Annotated in this window: 16 protein-coding genes; 7 read left to right on the forward strand and 9 right to left on the reverse strand. The window is 72.6% G+C overall.

Annotated elements, in window-relative coordinates; all coding sequences use genetic code 11:
- Window positions 1-36 precede the first annotated feature (36 nt).
- Entirely contained in the window at window positions 37-951 is a 915-nt protein-coding gene (locus ASF17_RS01380) for a LysR family transcriptional regulator (protein ID WP_055794502.1), read from the reverse strand.
- A gap of 236 nt (window positions 952-1,187) precedes the next feature.
- Between ASF17_RS01380 and ASF17_RS16060 the strand changes: the two genes are divergently transcribed.
- The gene (locus ASF17_RS16060) at window positions 1,188-1,310 is read left to right on the forward strand and encodes a hypothetical protein (protein WP_255354969.1); all 123 of its coding nucleotides are present in this window, start codon (window positions 1,188-1,190) and stop codon (window positions 1,308-1,310) included.
- Window positions 1,311-1,394: 84 nt separating this feature from the next.
- Here the strand turns inward: ASF17_RS16060 and ASF17_RS01385 are convergent, their stop codons facing one another.
- The 3 genes from ASF17_RS01385 to ASF17_RS01395 are packed head-to-tail and all read right to left on the reverse strand — an operon-like array spanning window position 1,395 to window position 4,429.
- Window positions 1,395-2,558 (reverse strand): Mrp/NBP35 family ATP-binding protein, encoded by a 1,164-nt coding sequence (locus tag ASF17_RS01385; protein ID WP_055794504.1) that lies wholly within the window; start codon window positions 2,556-2,558, stop codon window positions 1,395-1,397.
- Entirely contained in the window at window positions 2,551-3,123 is a 573-nt protein-coding gene (locus ASF17_RS01390; RefSeq protein ID WP_055794506.1) for a DUF1003 domain-containing protein, read from the reverse strand. The genes ASF17_RS01385 and ASF17_RS01390 overlap by 8 nt, the downstream gene beginning before the upstream one ends.
- Window positions 3,110-4,429: a magnesium transporter MgtE N-terminal domain-containing protein gene (locus ASF17_RS01395; RefSeq protein ID WP_055794507.1), complete on the reverse strand. Its 1,320-nt coding sequence runs from the start codon at window positions 4,427-4,429 to the stop codon at window positions 3,110-3,112. Before ASF17_RS01395 ends, ASF17_RS01390 begins: the two co-directional genes overlap by 14 nt.
- A gap of 48 nt (window positions 4,430-4,477) precedes the next feature.
- Here ASF17_RS01395 and ASF17_RS01400 point away from each other — a divergent pair, with 48 nt between their 5' ends.
- The 4 genes from ASF17_RS01400 to ASF17_RS01415 all read left to right on the forward strand — a co-directional run bounded on the left by ASF17_RS01400 (window position 4,478) and on the right by ASF17_RS01415 (window position 7,255).
- Window positions 4,478-4,975 carry a general stress protein gene (locus ASF17_RS01400; RefSeq protein WP_055794509.1) on the forward strand — a complete coding sequence of 166 codons (498 nt, stop codon included), beginning with the start codon at window positions 4,478-4,480 and terminating at the stop codon, window positions 4,973-4,975.
- Window positions 4,975-5,580: a hypothetical protein gene (locus ASF17_RS01405; protein ID WP_055794511.1), complete on the forward strand. Its 606-nt coding sequence runs from the start codon at window positions 4,975-4,977 to the stop codon at window positions 5,578-5,580. The genes ASF17_RS01400 and ASF17_RS01405 overlap by 1 nt, the downstream gene beginning before the upstream one ends.
- 104 nt (window positions 5,581-5,684) lie before the next feature.
- Window positions 5,685-6,455: a YcnI family copper-binding membrane protein gene (locus ASF17_RS01410; RefSeq protein ID WP_055794515.1), complete on the forward strand. Its 771-nt coding sequence runs from the start codon at window positions 5,685-5,687 to the stop codon at window positions 6,453-6,455.
- Window positions 6,452-7,255 (forward strand): copper resistance CopC family protein, encoded by an 804-nt coding sequence (locus tag ASF17_RS01415; RefSeq protein WP_055794517.1) that lies wholly within the window; start codon window positions 6,452-6,454, stop codon window positions 7,253-7,255. The genes ASF17_RS01410 and ASF17_RS01415 overlap by 4 nt, the downstream gene beginning before the upstream one ends.
- Before the next feature lie 135 nt (window positions 7,256-7,390).
- Here the strand turns inward: ASF17_RS01415 and ASF17_RS01420 are convergent, their stop codons facing one another.
- Together ASF17_RS01420 and ASF17_RS01425 are read right to left on the reverse strand one after the other, a co-directional pair.
- The gene (locus tag ASF17_RS01420) at window positions 7,391-8,893 is read right to left on the reverse strand and encodes an aminopeptidase P family protein (protein WP_055795525.1); all 1,503 of its coding nucleotides are present in this window, start codon (window positions 8,891-8,893) and stop codon (window positions 7,391-7,393) included.
- 80 nt (window positions 8,894-8,973) lie between these two features.
- Window positions 8,974-10,002: an endonuclease/exonuclease/phosphatase family protein gene (locus ASF17_RS01425; RefSeq protein WP_055794519.1), complete on the reverse strand. Its 1,029-nt coding sequence runs from the start codon at window positions 10,000-10,002 to the stop codon at window positions 8,974-8,976.
- A 40-nt stretch (window positions 10,003-10,042) separates the two neighbouring features.
- Between ASF17_RS01425 and ASF17_RS01430 the strand changes: the two genes are divergently transcribed.
- Complete coding sequence (locus ASF17_RS01430; protein WP_055795527.1) at window positions 10,043-10,897, forward strand: PHP domain-containing protein; 855 nt, start codon at window positions 10,043-10,045, stop codon at window positions 10,895-10,897.
- A gap of 148 nt (window positions 10,898-11,045) precedes the next feature.
- On the opposite strand, the gene ASF17_RS01435 is transcribed toward ASF17_RS01430, so the two are convergent.
- A complete protein-coding gene (locus ASF17_RS01435; RefSeq protein WP_055794521.1) occupies window positions 11,046-12,491 on the reverse strand; it encodes a DEAD/DEAH box helicase in 1,446 nt (481 codons plus the stop codon).
- A gap of 85 nt (window positions 12,492-12,576) precedes the next feature.
- Here ASF17_RS01435 and ASF17_RS01440 point away from each other — a divergent pair, with 85 nt between their 5' ends.
- Window positions 12,577-13,296, forward strand: coding sequence for a ferritin-like fold-containing protein (locus ASF17_RS01440; protein WP_235476295.1), 720 nt, complete (start codon window positions 12,577-12,579; stop codon window positions 13,294-13,296).
- Window positions 13,297-13,346: 50 nt separating this feature from the next.
- Here ASF17_RS01440 and ASF17_RS01445 read toward each other — a convergent pair whose 3' ends face one another.
- Together ASF17_RS01445 and ASF17_RS01450 are read right to left on the reverse strand one after the other, a co-directional pair.
- Window positions 13,347-13,634 carry a hypothetical protein gene (locus ASF17_RS01445; RefSeq protein WP_055794525.1) on the reverse strand — a complete coding sequence of 96 codons (288 nt, stop codon included), beginning with the start codon at window positions 13,632-13,634 and terminating at the stop codon, window positions 13,347-13,349.
- A gap of 2 nt (window positions 13,635-13,636) precedes the next feature.
- Window positions 13,637-13,861 (reverse strand): DUF3107 domain-containing protein, encoded by a 225-nt coding sequence (locus tag ASF17_RS01450; RefSeq protein WP_055795529.1) that lies wholly within the window; start codon window positions 13,859-13,861, stop codon window positions 13,637-13,639.
- Window positions 13,862-13,924 lie beyond the last annotated feature (63 nt).

A 13,924-nucleotide genomic window follows, 5' to 3' on the forward strand; every position in this document is an offset into this window, starting at 1 on the left:
CTCGGCCCGAAGGATCGTCGCTCCGGGCGGGCGAGGCTAGACGCCCCCGTGCAGGCCCGCCACACGGGTCGCCTCGGCGCGGAGGGCGTCGACCACCCGGCGGACGCTCGGTCTCTCCGCGCGGTCGCGGCGCATCAGCGCCGAGACGTACCGGACGGCCCGGATGCTCTCGAGAGGCAGCAGGACCATGTCGTCCCGCGCCTCCTTGGCGGTGAATCGAGGCAGCACGGCGATGCCGAGACCGGCCCCCACCAGCGACTCGGTGACCTTCGTGTCGCTGAAGCGCTGCGAGATGCGGACGGGGCTGCCCGTCACCCTCTCGATCTCGGCGTAGACCCACTCGAACGGGAACCCGCTCGGGACGCCGATCCAGTTCTCGCCCTCGAGGTCGGAGGGTGAGAGCGACGCCCGGCCGGCCAGGCGGTGATCGGCGGGGAGCGCGATGTCGAGCGGCTCCGTCAGCAGAGGGACCTCGACCAGCCCGCGACCGCGCCACGACCGGCGTTCGGAGGCGTGCGCGACGACCACGTCGTGATCACCCGCCAGGTCGGCGAACTCGCGGATCGAGGGGTCGTGGTCGGTCGCGACGACCACCAGCCCGGGCGTCTCGGCGACGGTCCGCAGCAGACCGGGCAGCAGCATCTGACCTCCGGTGGGGAAGGTCGCAAGGGTGACCTCGCCCTGGGGCGTCGCCACGAAGTCGTCCCAGACGGCCTGCGCGCGCTCGAGGGCCACGGCCACGTCGGTGGCGGTCTGAGCCAGGACGCGACCCGACCCGGTGAGCACGACCCCGCGCCCGATCCTCTCGGTCAGGGCGACGCCCGCCTCCTTCTCGAGGATCTTGAGCTGCTGCGACACCGCCGACGGGGTGCGGTGCGTGGCCCGGGCCACGGCCGCGATGCTGCCCCGTTCGGCGAGCTCGCGCAGCAGTTCCAGCCTCTTGACGTCCATGTAGCCAATCTACGGTGTCTCGGTAGCAATGCGAGATTGATCTAAGTCATTGTCGGGCGCAGAATGGACATGTCCTCGGAGCGACCCCATGCGCTCCGGCCCCTCGGTCGACCTGGTCCCGAGGCTCGGGTGCCCGTTGGATGCACAGCGGCTCCGCCCATCACGCACGACGTCGAACCGCGTCGTGTCCGCACCATCAGAACGCGCGACGCATCGCGCCGAGAAAGAGAAACATCATGTTGACCGGAATCATCGTCCTCGCCATCGCCGCAGTCGTCGGCATCACCGGGTCGATCGTCTCCGTCGCGCGCGACGGCTTCCACGCGATCCCCACGAAGACCTACACCCGCTGGAGCTAGGTCCTCCGCCGCCGCGTGTCGCGGCGGCACCGGCGCAAGGGGCGTCTCGCATCGCGAGGCGCCCCTTCCACGCACCCGGCGGGGTCAGCCCACGCTGAGACCGAGCTTCCGCCCGGCGAGACCCCGAGCGCGGACGGCCAGACGATCGGCCAGAGTCCCGATGGCGCGCGCCGCGGGGTCGTCGGGAGAGGCGAGCACCACGGGGACCCCGTCGTCGCCGCCCTCCCGGAGCGCCATGCTCAACGGGACGCTCGCGAGGACCTCGACCGGCTCGGCCTGCCCGGCCGACAGCCGCCTCGCCGTCTCGGCGCCCCCGCCGGAGCCGAAGAGCTCGAGCACCGTCCCGTCGGCCTGGGCGAGCCCGGCCATGTTCTCGACGACCCCGAGGAGGCGCTGTCCGGTCTGGCGGGCCACCACGCCGCTGCGTTCCGCCACGTCGGCGGCTGCGGGCTGAGGCGTCGTCACGACGAGGACCTCGGCATGGGGGAGCAGCTGGCCGACCGAGATGGCGACGTCGCCGGTGCCCGGCGGGAGGTCGAGCAGCAGCACGTCGAGGTCGCCGAAGTAGACGTCGGTGAGGAACTGCTGGATGGTGCGGTGCAGCATCGGTCCGCGCCAGGCGACGGCGGTCGAGGCGTCGTCGACGAACATGCCGATCGAGATCACCTTCACGCCGTGCGCCACCGGCGGGAGGATCATGTCGTCGACCTGGGTCGGCTTGACCGACGCCCCGTCGTCGCCCACCAGTCCGAGCAGGCCGGGGATGCTGAAGCCGTAGACGTCCGCGTCGACGATGCCGACGGCGAGACCGCGGGCCGCGAGCGAGACGGCGAGATTGGCCGTGACGGTCGACTTGCCGACGCCGCCCTTGCCGCTCGTCACCGCGTAGACCCGCGTGAGCGACTCGGGCCCGAACTGCATCCCCCGGGCGGCGCGACCCGCGCGCAGCTTCTCGGTCAGGGCGCGTCGCTCGTCGCGCGTCATCACCGTGACGTCGACGTCGACCGTCGTCACGCCGGCCACCGACGCGGCGGCGTCGCGGACGTCGCGTTCGATCGTGTCGGCGGCGGGGCAGCCCACGATGGTGAGCTTCACGCCCACCCTCGCCGCCCCTGCTCCGTCGACGGACACCTCGCCGATCATGTCGAGCTCGGTGACCGGTCTGCGGATCTCGGGGTCGAGGACGCGCCCCAGGGCGCGGCGCACCCCGTCGACGAGCGGCCCCGTGGTCGACCCGGCGTCAGCCACGGTGTCCGTCGTGTCGGGTCTCGCGGCGGATCGGAGCCGAGGAGGCGCGGGTCGCCCCGGACTCGTCGCCGTCCCGTCGGTCGAGCTCGTCGAGCATCGAACGGAGCTCGGCGCGGATGAAGTCCTTGCTCGCCATGTCGCGCATCGCGAGACGGAGGGCGACGACCTCGCGGGCGAGGTACTCGGTGTCGGCGAGATTGCGCTCGGCGCGCTGGCGGTCCTGCTCGAACTGCACGCGGTCGCGGTCGTCCTGGCGGTTCTGCGCGAGGAGGATGAGCGGCGCCGCGTACGAGGCCTGCAGCGAGAGGATGAGCGTCAACGCGGTGAAGCCGATGGCGGCGCTGTCGAAGCGCCACGCCTCGGGGGCGACCGTGTTGAAGATCATCCAGGCCACGCAGAAGAGCGTCAGGGCGATCAGGAAGTACGGGGTGCCCATCCCTCGGGCGATCGACTCGGTCGCGCGCCCGAAGCGGTCACGACCGGGACCGCGGCGGCCCGGGAGCACCCGCGTGCGGAGGCCCTTCGGCGCGTCGAGGCGGACCGTGCTGCGGTTATCGCGTGCCATCGGTGGCCCTCCTCGCGGTGGTGTTCACGGGTGCGCGCCGGGTGCGCGGTCGGATCCGGTTCAGGGGCTGGCCCGGATCCTGGCTGCGCCAGTCGTCGGGCAGCACATGGTCGAGGACGTCGTCGATGGTCACCACCCCGACCAGTCGATGAGCGGCGTCGACGACGGGCACCGAGACCAGGTTGTAGGTGGCCATCACGCGAGTGACCTCGAGGGCCGTCGCGTCGACCCGGACGGGCTCGAGCTGCTGGTCGAGCAGGGTGCCGAGCCGTTCGTTCGGCGGGTACCGCAGCATGCGCTGGAAGTGCACCATGCCGAGGAACCTGCCGGTCGGCGGCTCGTACGGCGGCAGGGTGACGCAGACGGCCGCCCCGAGGGCGGGGGCGAGCTCGTGGCGACGGATGAGGGCCAGACCCTCGGCGACGGTCGCGTCGGCCGAGACGATGACGGGCTCGGTGGTCATCAGACCGCCCGCCGTGTCGGCGTCGTAGCTGAGGAGCATCCGGACGTCGTCGGCCTCGTCGGGCTCCATCAGACCGAGGAGCTCCTCTTTCCGCTCCTCGGTCAGCTGGGCGATGAGGTCGGCGGCGTCGTCGGGCTGCATCTGGTCGAGCACGCCGGCGGCGCGGTTGTCGTCGAGCTGTCCGAAGATGTCGATCTGCTCGCTCTCGGGCAGCTCTTCGAGCACGTCGGCGAGACGGTCGTCGGAGAGCTCGGCCGCGACCTCGTGCCGACGCTCGGGGGTCAGCTCGAGCAGGGTGTTGGCGAGATCGGCCGGCACGAGGTCGGAGTAGGCGGCGATGAGGTGCTCGGCGCTCTGGGCCTCGCCCGCCTCGTGCTCCTCGCGGACGTCCTGCCACGAGGCGAAGGTCGTCGGCCCCTTGCCGAAGGGCGAGGGCGTGGTCTTGGGCTTGCGGAGGAACAGCTGCCCGATCTCCCAGTCGCCCTCGCTGACCTCGTCCATCGCGACGTCCTCGATCGTGGCGCGGCCGCCGTCACGACGGAGGGACACCTTGCGCCCGAGCATCTCGGCGATGACGCGGGTCTCGCCGCCCCGCTGGTCGAAGCGGCGGAGGGTGATCAGGCCGTTCGTGATGATCTGACCCGAGCCGATGCTCGTCACGCGGCCGATGCCCACGAACACCCGGCGTTTGCCCGGGACCTCGACGATCAGCCCCACGACCCGGGGAGGTTCGCTCCGGCGGTAGACGACCAGGACATCCCGGACCTTGCCCACCTTGTCGCCGGCGGGGTCGAAGACGGAGCACCCGGCCAGACGGGCGATGAAGACTCTGTTGGCGCTCACACGACCAATTTAGTCTCTCGTGTCGGAGGCCCCGTGTTTAATGGGGGGATGACGAACCCGAGCCCCCTGGGCCGACGCACCCGCGCGGTGCCCACGGTGCCGCGGGGCGACGTCCTCGGCACGTACGAGAGCTACCCCGAGGCGCAGGCCGTGGTCGAACGGCTGTCGCATGCGGACTTCCCGATCAAGCAGCTCGCGATCATCGGCAACGACCTCACGACGGTCGAGCGCGTGACCGGGCGTCTGAGCTACGGTCGTGCGGCGCTGGCCGGTGCGGTGACGGGGCTCTGGCTCGGCGTCTTCTTCGGTCTCGTGATGCTGGTCTTCTCGCCGACGACGGTCACGATCACGACCGTCGTGGCCGCCGCCCTGATCGGCGCGGGCTTCGGAATGCTCTACGGCATCGCCAGCTTCGCCGTCAGCCGTCGCCGCCGTGACTTCACCTCGACCCACCAGGTCCTCGCCACGAGCTACCAGATCGTCGTCGACCCCTCGGTGTCGTCGCGCGCCCACGAGATCCTGGCGCGACCCGACCAGCAGCGCTGATGCACGACCGACGGATGCGGTTCCTCCGCGGCGGGCTGACCGCCGGCCTGTCCGTCGTCGTCGCGGCCTTCTCGCACGCGGCCGGCGGCGGCGCCGAGCCGGGCCTCCTCGGGGTCATCCTCTCGATGGCGTTCGCCCTGCCGGTCTGCGTCGGGCTGGCCGGACGCCGCGTGTCGATGCCGCGGGTGGCCGTGTCGGTCGTGCTCAGCCAGCTCGCCTTCCACGTGCTCTTCACCCTCGGCTCGACCGAGCCCGCCGGGGCCGTCGCCTCCGGCGGGCACCACTCGCCGCTGATCGTCTCCGCCGCGTCGGCGAGCGGGTCCGCCGCCACGGGCATGGCGATGGGACACGCCGCCATGTGGCTGGCCCACGCCGTCGCCGCGGCCGTGACCCTCGCGGGCATGGCCTGGGGTCGACGCGCCGTCGGCGCCGCCCTGCGTGCGGCCGCCCGCCGCGCGGTGGCCGCCGCGCGGGTCCTCGAGACGGGAGGCGCGGTCGGCGCCGCACCGCGCCTCCTGCCCGTCGTCGCCTCGCCCCTCCGCCGACCCGCGACCCTCGCGTTCCTGGCTGCGACCCCGCTCCGCGGACCCCCTCGTCCCGTCTGACCCCCGCCGCGGCCGACTCCGGCCGCGGTCCCGGCCGAGCGCTCCCGCCGGCCCCACCCATCAGACGACGACCGCCACCTCGCGGTCCGGAACAGGACATGCCCATGAACACGACCACCTTCGCCCTCAGAGCGGGCAGCGCGCTCGGCGCCGCCGCCCTCCTCGCTCTCGCGGCGCCCCTCGCCGCCTCCGCCCACGTCCACGTCGAGCCGGGACAGGCCGAGGCCGGTTCGTACTCGACGCTCACCTTCCGAGTGCCGAACGAGTCGGCCGACGCGGGCACCGTCCGCTTCGTCGTGGACCTCCCCACCGACACGCCCTTCACCTCGGTGTCGTACGAGCCCGTGCCCGGGTGGAGCGCCGAGGTGACCACGGGCGAGCTGCCCGAGCCCGTCGACATCGTGGGCGCCACCGTCACCGAGGCGCCGGTGTCGGTGACCTGGACGGCCGACGAGGGCACGCAGATCGCCCCCGGGCAGTTCCAGCGATTCGTCGTCTCGGCCGGCGCGGTGCCCGACACCGGGTCGATCGTGCTGCCGGCGCACCAGGAGTACAGCGACGGCACGGTCGTCGACTGGGACGAGCCCACCCCGGCGTCGGGCGAGGAGCCGGAGCACCCCGCTCCGACGCTCTACGTGAACGACGCCGCGCCCGACGAGGGGCACTCGGGCGCCCACGGGTCGGAGGACGCCGCCGACGACGCGTCCGTGGTCGCGTCGTCCGACTCCGACGCAGGGTCGACGGCGGCGATCGCCTTCGGCATCGGCGGTCTCGCCTTCGGGGCCGTCGCCCTCGTCGTGAGCGTCGTCGCTCTGACGCGTCGGTCCACCGGCCGCCGCGGCGACGCCGGTTCGTCCGAGGGATCGACGCGATGACCCGCGCCGCTCTCCCATCCGCGGGTCACGGCCGGGTGTCTCGCCGGGCCGGCCTGACGGCGTCGGCGGCGGGACTCGTCGCCATCGCCGCCCTCGTGCTCGCGCCCGCCACGGGTGCGGAAGCGCACGACTCCGTCCTGACGAGCGACCCCGCCGCGGGGTCGACGGTGACGGCTCCGCTCGACGAAGCCGCCATCACGTTCAGCGACGTCGTCCTCGACCTCTCGGGCACCGGGTCGTCGAACGTCATCGAGATCACCGACGCCTCCGGTCGGCACTTCGAAGACGGCTGCTCGACGTCGGCGGGCTCCGTCCTGAGCACGGGCGTGGCCCTGGGAGGCGCGGGCGACTACACGATGACCTATCAGGCCGTCTCGGCCGACGGGCACACGGTCTCCGACTCGCTGCCGTTCCGTTACGAGCCGCCGGCCGACGCCGCCGTGGCCGAGGGCTCCGCCGAACGGCCGGTCTGCGACCCGACGGCGACGGCGACGGCCGAGCCCGGGGACGGCGTCGTCACGGCCGACCCGGCCCCGACCGGCTCGGCGTCGGCAACGGCGTCGGACGGCGCCGATCAGACGCTCGCGCCGGTCGACGCCGGCGCGGGAGACGCGGGCGACGACGACGGGACGGGCCTCGGCCTCGTCATCGGCCTCGGGGTCGGCATCGTCGTCGTGGCGCTGGCCGCCGTCGCGGTCGTGCTGGCGACGAGCCGCCGCCGCTCCGGTGCGGTCGACGCGGAGACGCCCCCCGGAGAACGCTCCGGCGAGGAGATCGAGCCGGAGGGGCCGAGGGGCTAGGTACTGCACGGCCCCGTCTCGGGCTCCGGCCCTTCGGCCCTTCGGCCTTTCGGCACGGAGGCGAGTACGGGCGGAGGGCCCGGACGACCGTCGTCACGGTCGTCCGGGCCCTCCGCACGGGGCACGCGAGGGTGATCAGCCGCGCGCGACCCAGGCCTCGACGTCCGCGACCGTGCGGGGGATCCCCACGGACAGGTTCTCGGCTCCGTCGGCCGTGACGACGATGTCGTCCTCGATGCGGACGCCGATCCCGCGGAACTCCTCGGGCACGGTCAGATCGTCGGGCTGGAAGTACAGGCCCGGCTCGATCGTGAAGACCATGCCGGGCTCGAGCACGCCGTCGAGGTACAGGTCGCGTCGAGCGGCGGCGCAGTCGTGCACGTCGATGCCGAGGTGGTGGCTGGTGCCGTGGACCATGTACCGGCGGTGGTACTGGTGGTCCGGCTCGAGGGACTCGGCGGCGCTCACCGGCAGGAACCCCCACTCGGCCGTCCGCTCGGCGATGACCCGCATCGCCTCCGCATGGATCTCGCGGAAGCGGATGCCCGGCCTCACGATGGCGAACGCCGCGTCCGCCGCCTCGAGGACGGCCTCGTAGACGAGGCGCTGGACGTCCGTGAACCGGCCCGAGACGGGTAGGGTCCGCGTGATGTCGGCCGTGTAGAGGCTGTCGAGCTCGATGCCGGCGTCGATCAGGATGAGGTCGCCGTCGCGCACGACGCCGTCGTTGCGGGTCCAGTGCAGCACGCAGGCGTGGTCTCCGGACGCCGCGATCGTGTCGTAGCCCACCGTGTTGCCGTCGGCCCGAGCCCGGCGGTTGAAGGTGCCCTCGACCAGACGCTCCCCACGAGGATGCGCGAGGATCTCGTCGAAGTCCGCCACGACGTCGGTGAACCCGCGGCCCGTGACCTGGACGGCCTCGCGCATCTGAGCGATCTCGTAGGCGTCCTTGACGAGACGCAGCTCGCCGAGGTCGCGGGCGAGGTCGTCGGAGGAGGCCGTGTCCGAGGCCCGGTCCGCCTCGGCGGAGGCTCGGGCGGGGGAGTCGGCCAGACGCGCGGAGTCCACGTCGTCGATCCGCCGGGTCAGCTCGGGGTCGGCCTCGCGGAGGAGGAGGGTGTCGCCGTCGACGGTGCTGACGACGGCATCGAGCTCGCCGAGGTCGCGCGTGGTGAGACCGAGGTCGGCCCCCACCTGCACCAGGGACGGCCGCGGTCCGATCCAGAACTCGCCGATCTCCGGGTTCGCGTAGAACTCGTCGGAGTCGCGCCCGGCGCTGGCCCGGAAGTACAGCGTCGCCTCGTGCCCGTCGTCGACGGGCTCGAGCACCAGCACCGAACCCGGAACGATGTCGGATCCCCAGCCGGTGAGGTGCGAGAAGGCGGAGTGCGCCCGGAAGGGGTAGTCGCAGTCGTTGGAGCGGACCTTGGCGCGGCCCGCCGGGATCACGAGGCGCTTGCCGGGGTGCAGGGCCGACAGCGCGGCGCGCCGCGCCGCGGCGAACGGAGACTGCTCACGGGGCTCCGGCAGATCGCCGGGTCTCTCGGCCCAGTTCGACGAGATGTAGTCCTTGAAGGTGTCGGAGCCGGGGGTCGTGGAGCGGTTCGTGGTCGCGCGGGGTGCCTTCGATTCAGCCATGCCGTCCATTCTCGCGCGAACGACCGACGTCGCGCGCGACCCCCGGGATGTCCCGGGTTCCGAACGGCGGACGAGGGGACTCAGGCCCCGGTGCGGCTGAGCTGAGCGACGACCGGTCGGTGGTCGCTGCCGGCCTCGTCGAGATCGGTCACGACCCGGAAGCCGGTGGCGAGCCAGTGGCGCGACGCCAGCACGTGGTCGATCGGCGTCCCGAGCAGCGGGCTGAGATCGGTGGGCCAGGTCCCGACTCCGCCGTTCGCCGTGCCGACGGCGGCGTCGCGGCAGGTCCCGAGCGCGCCTCCTGCCGTGCCGAGGCCCGCCATGTGGTCGATGGTCGCGTTGAAGTCGCCGGCCATGACCACGTTGCCCGAGGCGCAGGCGTCGGCCAGCACGTCGAGGCCGGCGCGCCACGGTTCCATCGCCTCGCGGAGGGGCGCGACGGGGTGGGCGGCCACGATCACGGGGGACGCCTCGTCGACGGGGGTGGCGATGATGCTGGGCATCCCCGGAGTCGTCGTGACCGAGGTGCCGTCGTCCTCCGTCGCCACGGTGTACTCGCCGAGGGCGGTCGAGACCAGCAGGGACGTCGGCTTGGCCGTGGGCACGTCGTCGTAGCTCGACGTGAACCAGGCCATCGGCAGACCCGCGGCGTTCATCGCGTCCGAGATGGCCTTCGCGGTCTCGGCGTCCGTCTCGGGCAGGGCCACCACGTCGGCTCCCACCTCGACGGCCAGCTCGGCGACGGTCGGGGCGCCGGGAGCGCCGCCCAGCGTGTTCCAGGACAGCACGGTCACGTCGGTGTCGAGGGCGTCCGTGAAGTCGTCGCGGCCGATGCCCCTCGAGGCGAGCACGCCGGCCGACACGGCGGCGGCGACGAGTGCGAGGACGGCCACGGACGCCGTGACGGATCGGATCCGTCGGGCGAACAGACCGATGACCAGGAGGACGACGGCGACGACGACGGCGACGCCCGCTCCGACGACACGGAACGACACCGCCTGGGCGGCCGGCCAGCTCCTCTGGAGGTCGAGGGCCTGGGGCCAGACGGCGATGAGCAGGACCGCAGCGGCGGCGAGCACGAGGACGAGGGCGACGAGACGACGGATCATGGCCCGACCGAGCATAGGCGACGCCGCCTACGATGAGGGGATGCCGTCACGACCGATCGACCTGCACGCCCACAGCAGCGTCTCCGACGGCACCGAGACCCCCGCCGAGCTGGTCCGCGCCGCCGTGGACGCCGGTCTCGGCGCCCTCGCCCTGACCGACCACGACTCGACGGCCGGCTGGGCCGAGGCCACGCGGGCGGTCGTCGGCACCGGTCTCCTGCTCGTCCCGGGCATGGAGCTCAGCACGAGCTTCGGCCTGAACAGCGTCCACATGCTCGGGTACCTCTTCGACCCGACGGACGCGGCGATCCTCACCGAGACCGCCCGACTGCGCGACAGCAGGCTGCACCGGGCCGAGCGCATCGTCGAGCGGATCGCCGTCGACTACGACATCACCTGGCAGGACGTCCTCGACCAGTCCACCCGAGGGGCGACCCTCGGACGGCCGCACATCGCCGACGCGCTGGTGGCCCGCGGCTTCGCACCCGATCGCAGCGCCGCCTTCGCCGGCATCCTGCACTGGCGCTCCGGGTACTACGAGCCGCACGAGGCGCCGAGCCCCCTCGTCGGCATCCGCCTGATCCGCGAGGCGGGCGGCGTGCCCGTCATCGCGCACCCGGCCACCAGAGGCCGCGAGCCGAACGTCTCCGAGAAGGGGTTCGCGTCGCTCGTCGAGGCCGGCCTGATGGGGGTCGAGATCGCGCACCGCGAGAACACGCGGGCCGGCGCCGAACGCCTGCGCGAGCTGGCCGCGAAGCACGACCTCATCGTGACGGGTTCGAGCGACTACCACGGCGAGGGCAAGCCGAACCGACTGGGCGAGAACAGCACGGACCCCGAGCAGCTCGAACGCATCGTCGCCGCCGCCACGGGGTGGGCACCGGTCGCAGGCTGACGGCAGGAGGCGCGGGTCCGGAGCCCGGTCGACCGACGGAGCGAGGCTCCCGGGTGCTCTGCGATCGCCGGTGGCGGCCCCAGACGGAGCACGACCCCCGGGCCCGGTGGGGTCAGGGGGTCGCGCGGGTGACTCGGGAGGCCGAGGGTCAGCTCTGCGCGGGGGTCTCGCCGCTGGGACGTCGGCGGCGGTTCCGGCTGCGTCGGCGGGGCTCGCCGTTCTCGCCGACGGTGTCGGCCGACGGCGCGGACTCCGCCGGAGCGGCGGACGTCGAGGTGGCCGCGCCACGACCCGAGCCGTCGCGGCCGGACGAACGGGGGGCGTCGTCCCCGCGACCGCGCGAGCGGCCGCGCGACCCGGGGGTGCGCTCGCGCGGGGCCGAGGCGCCGCCTTCGACGGCCGCCTTCGGCGCGGAGCGCAGGCGGCCCTTCGCGCCGGCGGGGATGTCGAGATCGGTGAAGAGGTGCGGGCTCGACGAGTACGTCTCGACCGGTTCGGGCTGACCCATGTCGAGGGCGCGGTTGATCAGCGCCCACTTGTGCAGGTCGTCCCAGTCGACGAAGGTGACGGCGATCCCGGTCTTGCCCGCTCGGCCGGTCCGACCGGCGCGGTGGAGGTAGGTGTCGTGGTCGTCGGGCACGGTGTGGTTGATGACGTGCGTGACGTCGTTCACGTCGATGCCGCGGGCGGCGACGTCGGTGGCGATCAGGATGTCCTTCTTGCCCGCCTTGAACGCGGCCATGGCCCGCTCGCGCTGCTCCTGGTTGAGGTCGCCGTGCACGGCCGCGGCGTTGAACCCCCGGTCGTTGAGCTCTTCGACGAGCTTCGCGGCGGCGCGCTTCGTGCGGGTGAAGACGACCGTCTTGCCGCGGCCCTCGGACTGGAGGATGCGGGCGATGACCTCGTCCTTGTCGAGCGAGTGGGCCCGGTAGACGACGTGCTTGATGTTCGCCTGCGTCAGGCCCTCGTCGGGGTCGGTCGCGCGGATGTGGATCGGGCGGTTCATGAACCGGCGGGCCAGGGCCACGATGGGGCCGGGCATCGTCGCCGAGAACAGCATCGTGTGACGCGTCTCGGGGACCTGCTGGAAGATCTTCTCGATGTCGCTGAGGAACCCGAGGTCGAGCATCTTGTCGGCCTCGTCGAGGACGACCTCCTGCACGCCCTTCAGGTCGAGGAGGCGCTGGCCGGCCAGGTCGAGGAGGCGCCCGGGGGTGCCGACCACGATCTGGGCGCCGGCCTTCAGCTGCTCGACCTGGCCCTCGTAGGCCTTGCCGCCGTAGATGCTGACGACCTTGGTCGCGCGGTTCGAGGTGGCGACCTCGAGGTCCTCGGCGACCTGGACGCAGAGTTCGCGAGTGGGGACGACGACGAGGACCTTGACCCCGGGGGTCGGGTCGAGGCCGATGCGCTGGGCGATCGGGAGGCCGAAGCCGAGGGTCTTGCCGGTGCCCGTCTTGGCCTGGCCGATGATGTCCTGGCCGGCGAGCGCGAGCGGGATGGTCTGGGTCTGGATGGGGAACGGTTCGACGATCCCCTTCGCGGCCAGTGCGTCGACCATGTCCTGGTCGATCGAGAGGTCTGTGAAAGTCACTGTTGTTGCCCTGTCTCATATAGGGGGATGCGTCGAGTTTAGCCCGTCGCCCCGAGCGGGCCTCCGGACCCCGTAAGCTGTCGGCGTGGTGTCATGGATGGGCCGAGGGTCGAAGCGCGTCGTTCCCTCGTTGCAGTGGCCGCGTCCGTCGTCCAGGCAGCTCCCCGTCAACCGGGTCGAGCTGGGGGCCTTCACCCCCGACCTCGAGGTCTACCTCGGTCAGGCCGCCTATCTCCAGCTCGCGCTCTCCGAGGCGCTCGGTCGCGCCACCGAAGCGGCTCCCTCGGTCCGTGCGCAGGCGGTCACGGCGCGAGTCGCCGGTGTCACGCTCGACCGCCATCGCGGCCTCACCGCGGAGATCGAGCGATCCGGTGGTGATCCCGCGGCGTCGATGGAGCCCCATGTCGCCGCGATCGACGAGTTCCGTCGCCGCACGACCGGTTCGACGTGGCACGAGACGATGCTCGCGCACCACGTCTGCGCCGGGCTCCTCGACGACGTCTTCGTCCGACTCGCGGCCGGCCTCTCGGCGGATCATCGCGACCGCATCGTCAGCGTCCTCGAGGCGGGGGACGACGCGGAGACCGTCGCGGAGATCCTGTCGGCGTCGATCGAGGCCGACCCCCGGCTGGCGTCCCGACTGGCCCTCTGGGGCCGGCGGCTGGTCGGCGACACGCTTCTGGTCGCGCGGGCGGCGATCTCGGCTTCGCACGAGTCCGCCGACGACGAGCGCCTCGAGCCCGTCTTCACCGAGCTCATCGCGGCGCACACCCGGCGGATGGACGCCCTCGGCCTGACGGCCTGAACCTCCGACGGCCGCCTTCGACGAGGGCTCGCCGTCGACCGGTCACGGCCTCAGGCCATGAGTCGGGCGACCAGCCCGTCGTCATGGGCGAGACGCGACTTCGCGGTGACCCGGCAGACGACTGCGGCGACGACGGCGGGCACGACCAGGGACACGACCCAGATCCACCCGCCGTCGGCGGGCCAGCCGAGCCAGGTCAGGGCCTCCCAGAGGACCGCCGCCGACGCGGCACCCACCGCGGGGGACAGGAGCGCACCGCGTGTGCGGCGGCCGGGCAGGGCGAGATGGGCGATCACGCCCAGGATCGCCCCGCCCAGCACGATGAAGAGGAGCTCCATGCTCAGCTGACGAAGCCGACCCGGCGGTTCTCCTCCGAGCCGACCTCGACGTAGGCGAGGGACGCGGTGGGAACGAGGTAGGTCTTGCCCTTCGAGTCGGCGAGGGTCACGTACGACTTGCCGCCGTCGAGAGCGTCGGCGACGACCTTCTCGACCTCGGTCGCGCTCTGCGACGTCTCGAAGCTGATCTCACGGGGGCTGTTGGTGATGCCGATTCTGATGTCCACGACGTCACGATATCCGACCCCGCCGAACGTGGGCGGCACGTTCACTGTCGGCGCAAGCCAGTA

The sequence above is a fragment of the Frigoribacterium sp. Leaf263 genome, from assembly GCF_001422285.1.
In the GTDB taxonomy this organism is placed as follows: domain Bacteria; phylum Actinomycetota; class Actinomycetes; order Actinomycetales; family Microbacteriaceae; genus Frigoribacterium.

Excerpts from the sequence above, each read along its gene's own strand:
- ASF17_RS01380 (WP_055794502.1), bottom strand. The coding sequence starts at position 951 with ATGGACGTCAAGAGGCTGGAACTGCTGCGCGAGCTCGCCGAACGGGGC.
- ASF17_RS16060 (WP_255354969.1), top strand. The coding sequence starts at position 1,188 with ATGTTGACCGGAATCATCGTCCTCGCCATCGCCGCAGTCGTCGGCATC.
- ASF17_RS01390 (WP_055794506.1), bottom strand. The coding sequence starts at position 3,123 with ATGGCACGCGATAACCGCAGCACGGTCCGCCTCGACGCGCCGAAGGGC.
- ASF17_RS01400 (WP_055794509.1), top strand. The coding sequence starts at position 4,478 with ATGACGAACCCGAGCCCCCTGGGCCGACGCACCCGCGCGGTGCCCACG.
- ASF17_RS01405 (WP_055794511.1), top strand. The coding sequence starts at position 4,975 with ATGCACGACCGACGGATGCGGTTCCTCCGCGGCGGGCTGACCGCCGGC.
- ASF17_RS01410 (WP_055794515.1), top strand. The coding sequence starts at position 5,685 with ATGAACACGACCACCTTCGCCCTCAGAGCGGGCAGCGCGCTCGGCGCC.
- ASF17_RS01415 (WP_055794517.1), top strand. The coding sequence starts at position 6,452 with ATGACCCGCGCCGCTCTCCCATCCGCGGGTCACGGCCGGGTGTCTCGC.
- ASF17_RS01420 (WP_055795525.1), bottom strand. The coding sequence starts at position 8,893 with ATGGCTGAATCGAAGGCACCCCGCGCGACCACGAACCGCTCCACGACC.
- ASF17_RS01425 (WP_055794519.1), bottom strand. The coding sequence starts at position 10,002 with ATGATCCGTCGTCTCGTCGCCCTCGTCCTCGTGCTCGCCGCCGCTGCG.
- ASF17_RS01430 (WP_055795527.1), top strand. The coding sequence starts at position 10,043 with ATGCCGTCACGACCGATCGACCTGCACGCCCACAGCAGCGTCTCCGAC.
- ASF17_RS01445 (WP_055794525.1), bottom strand. The coding sequence starts at position 13,634 with ATGGAGCTCCTCTTCATCGTGCTGGGCGGGGCGATCCTGGGCGTGATC.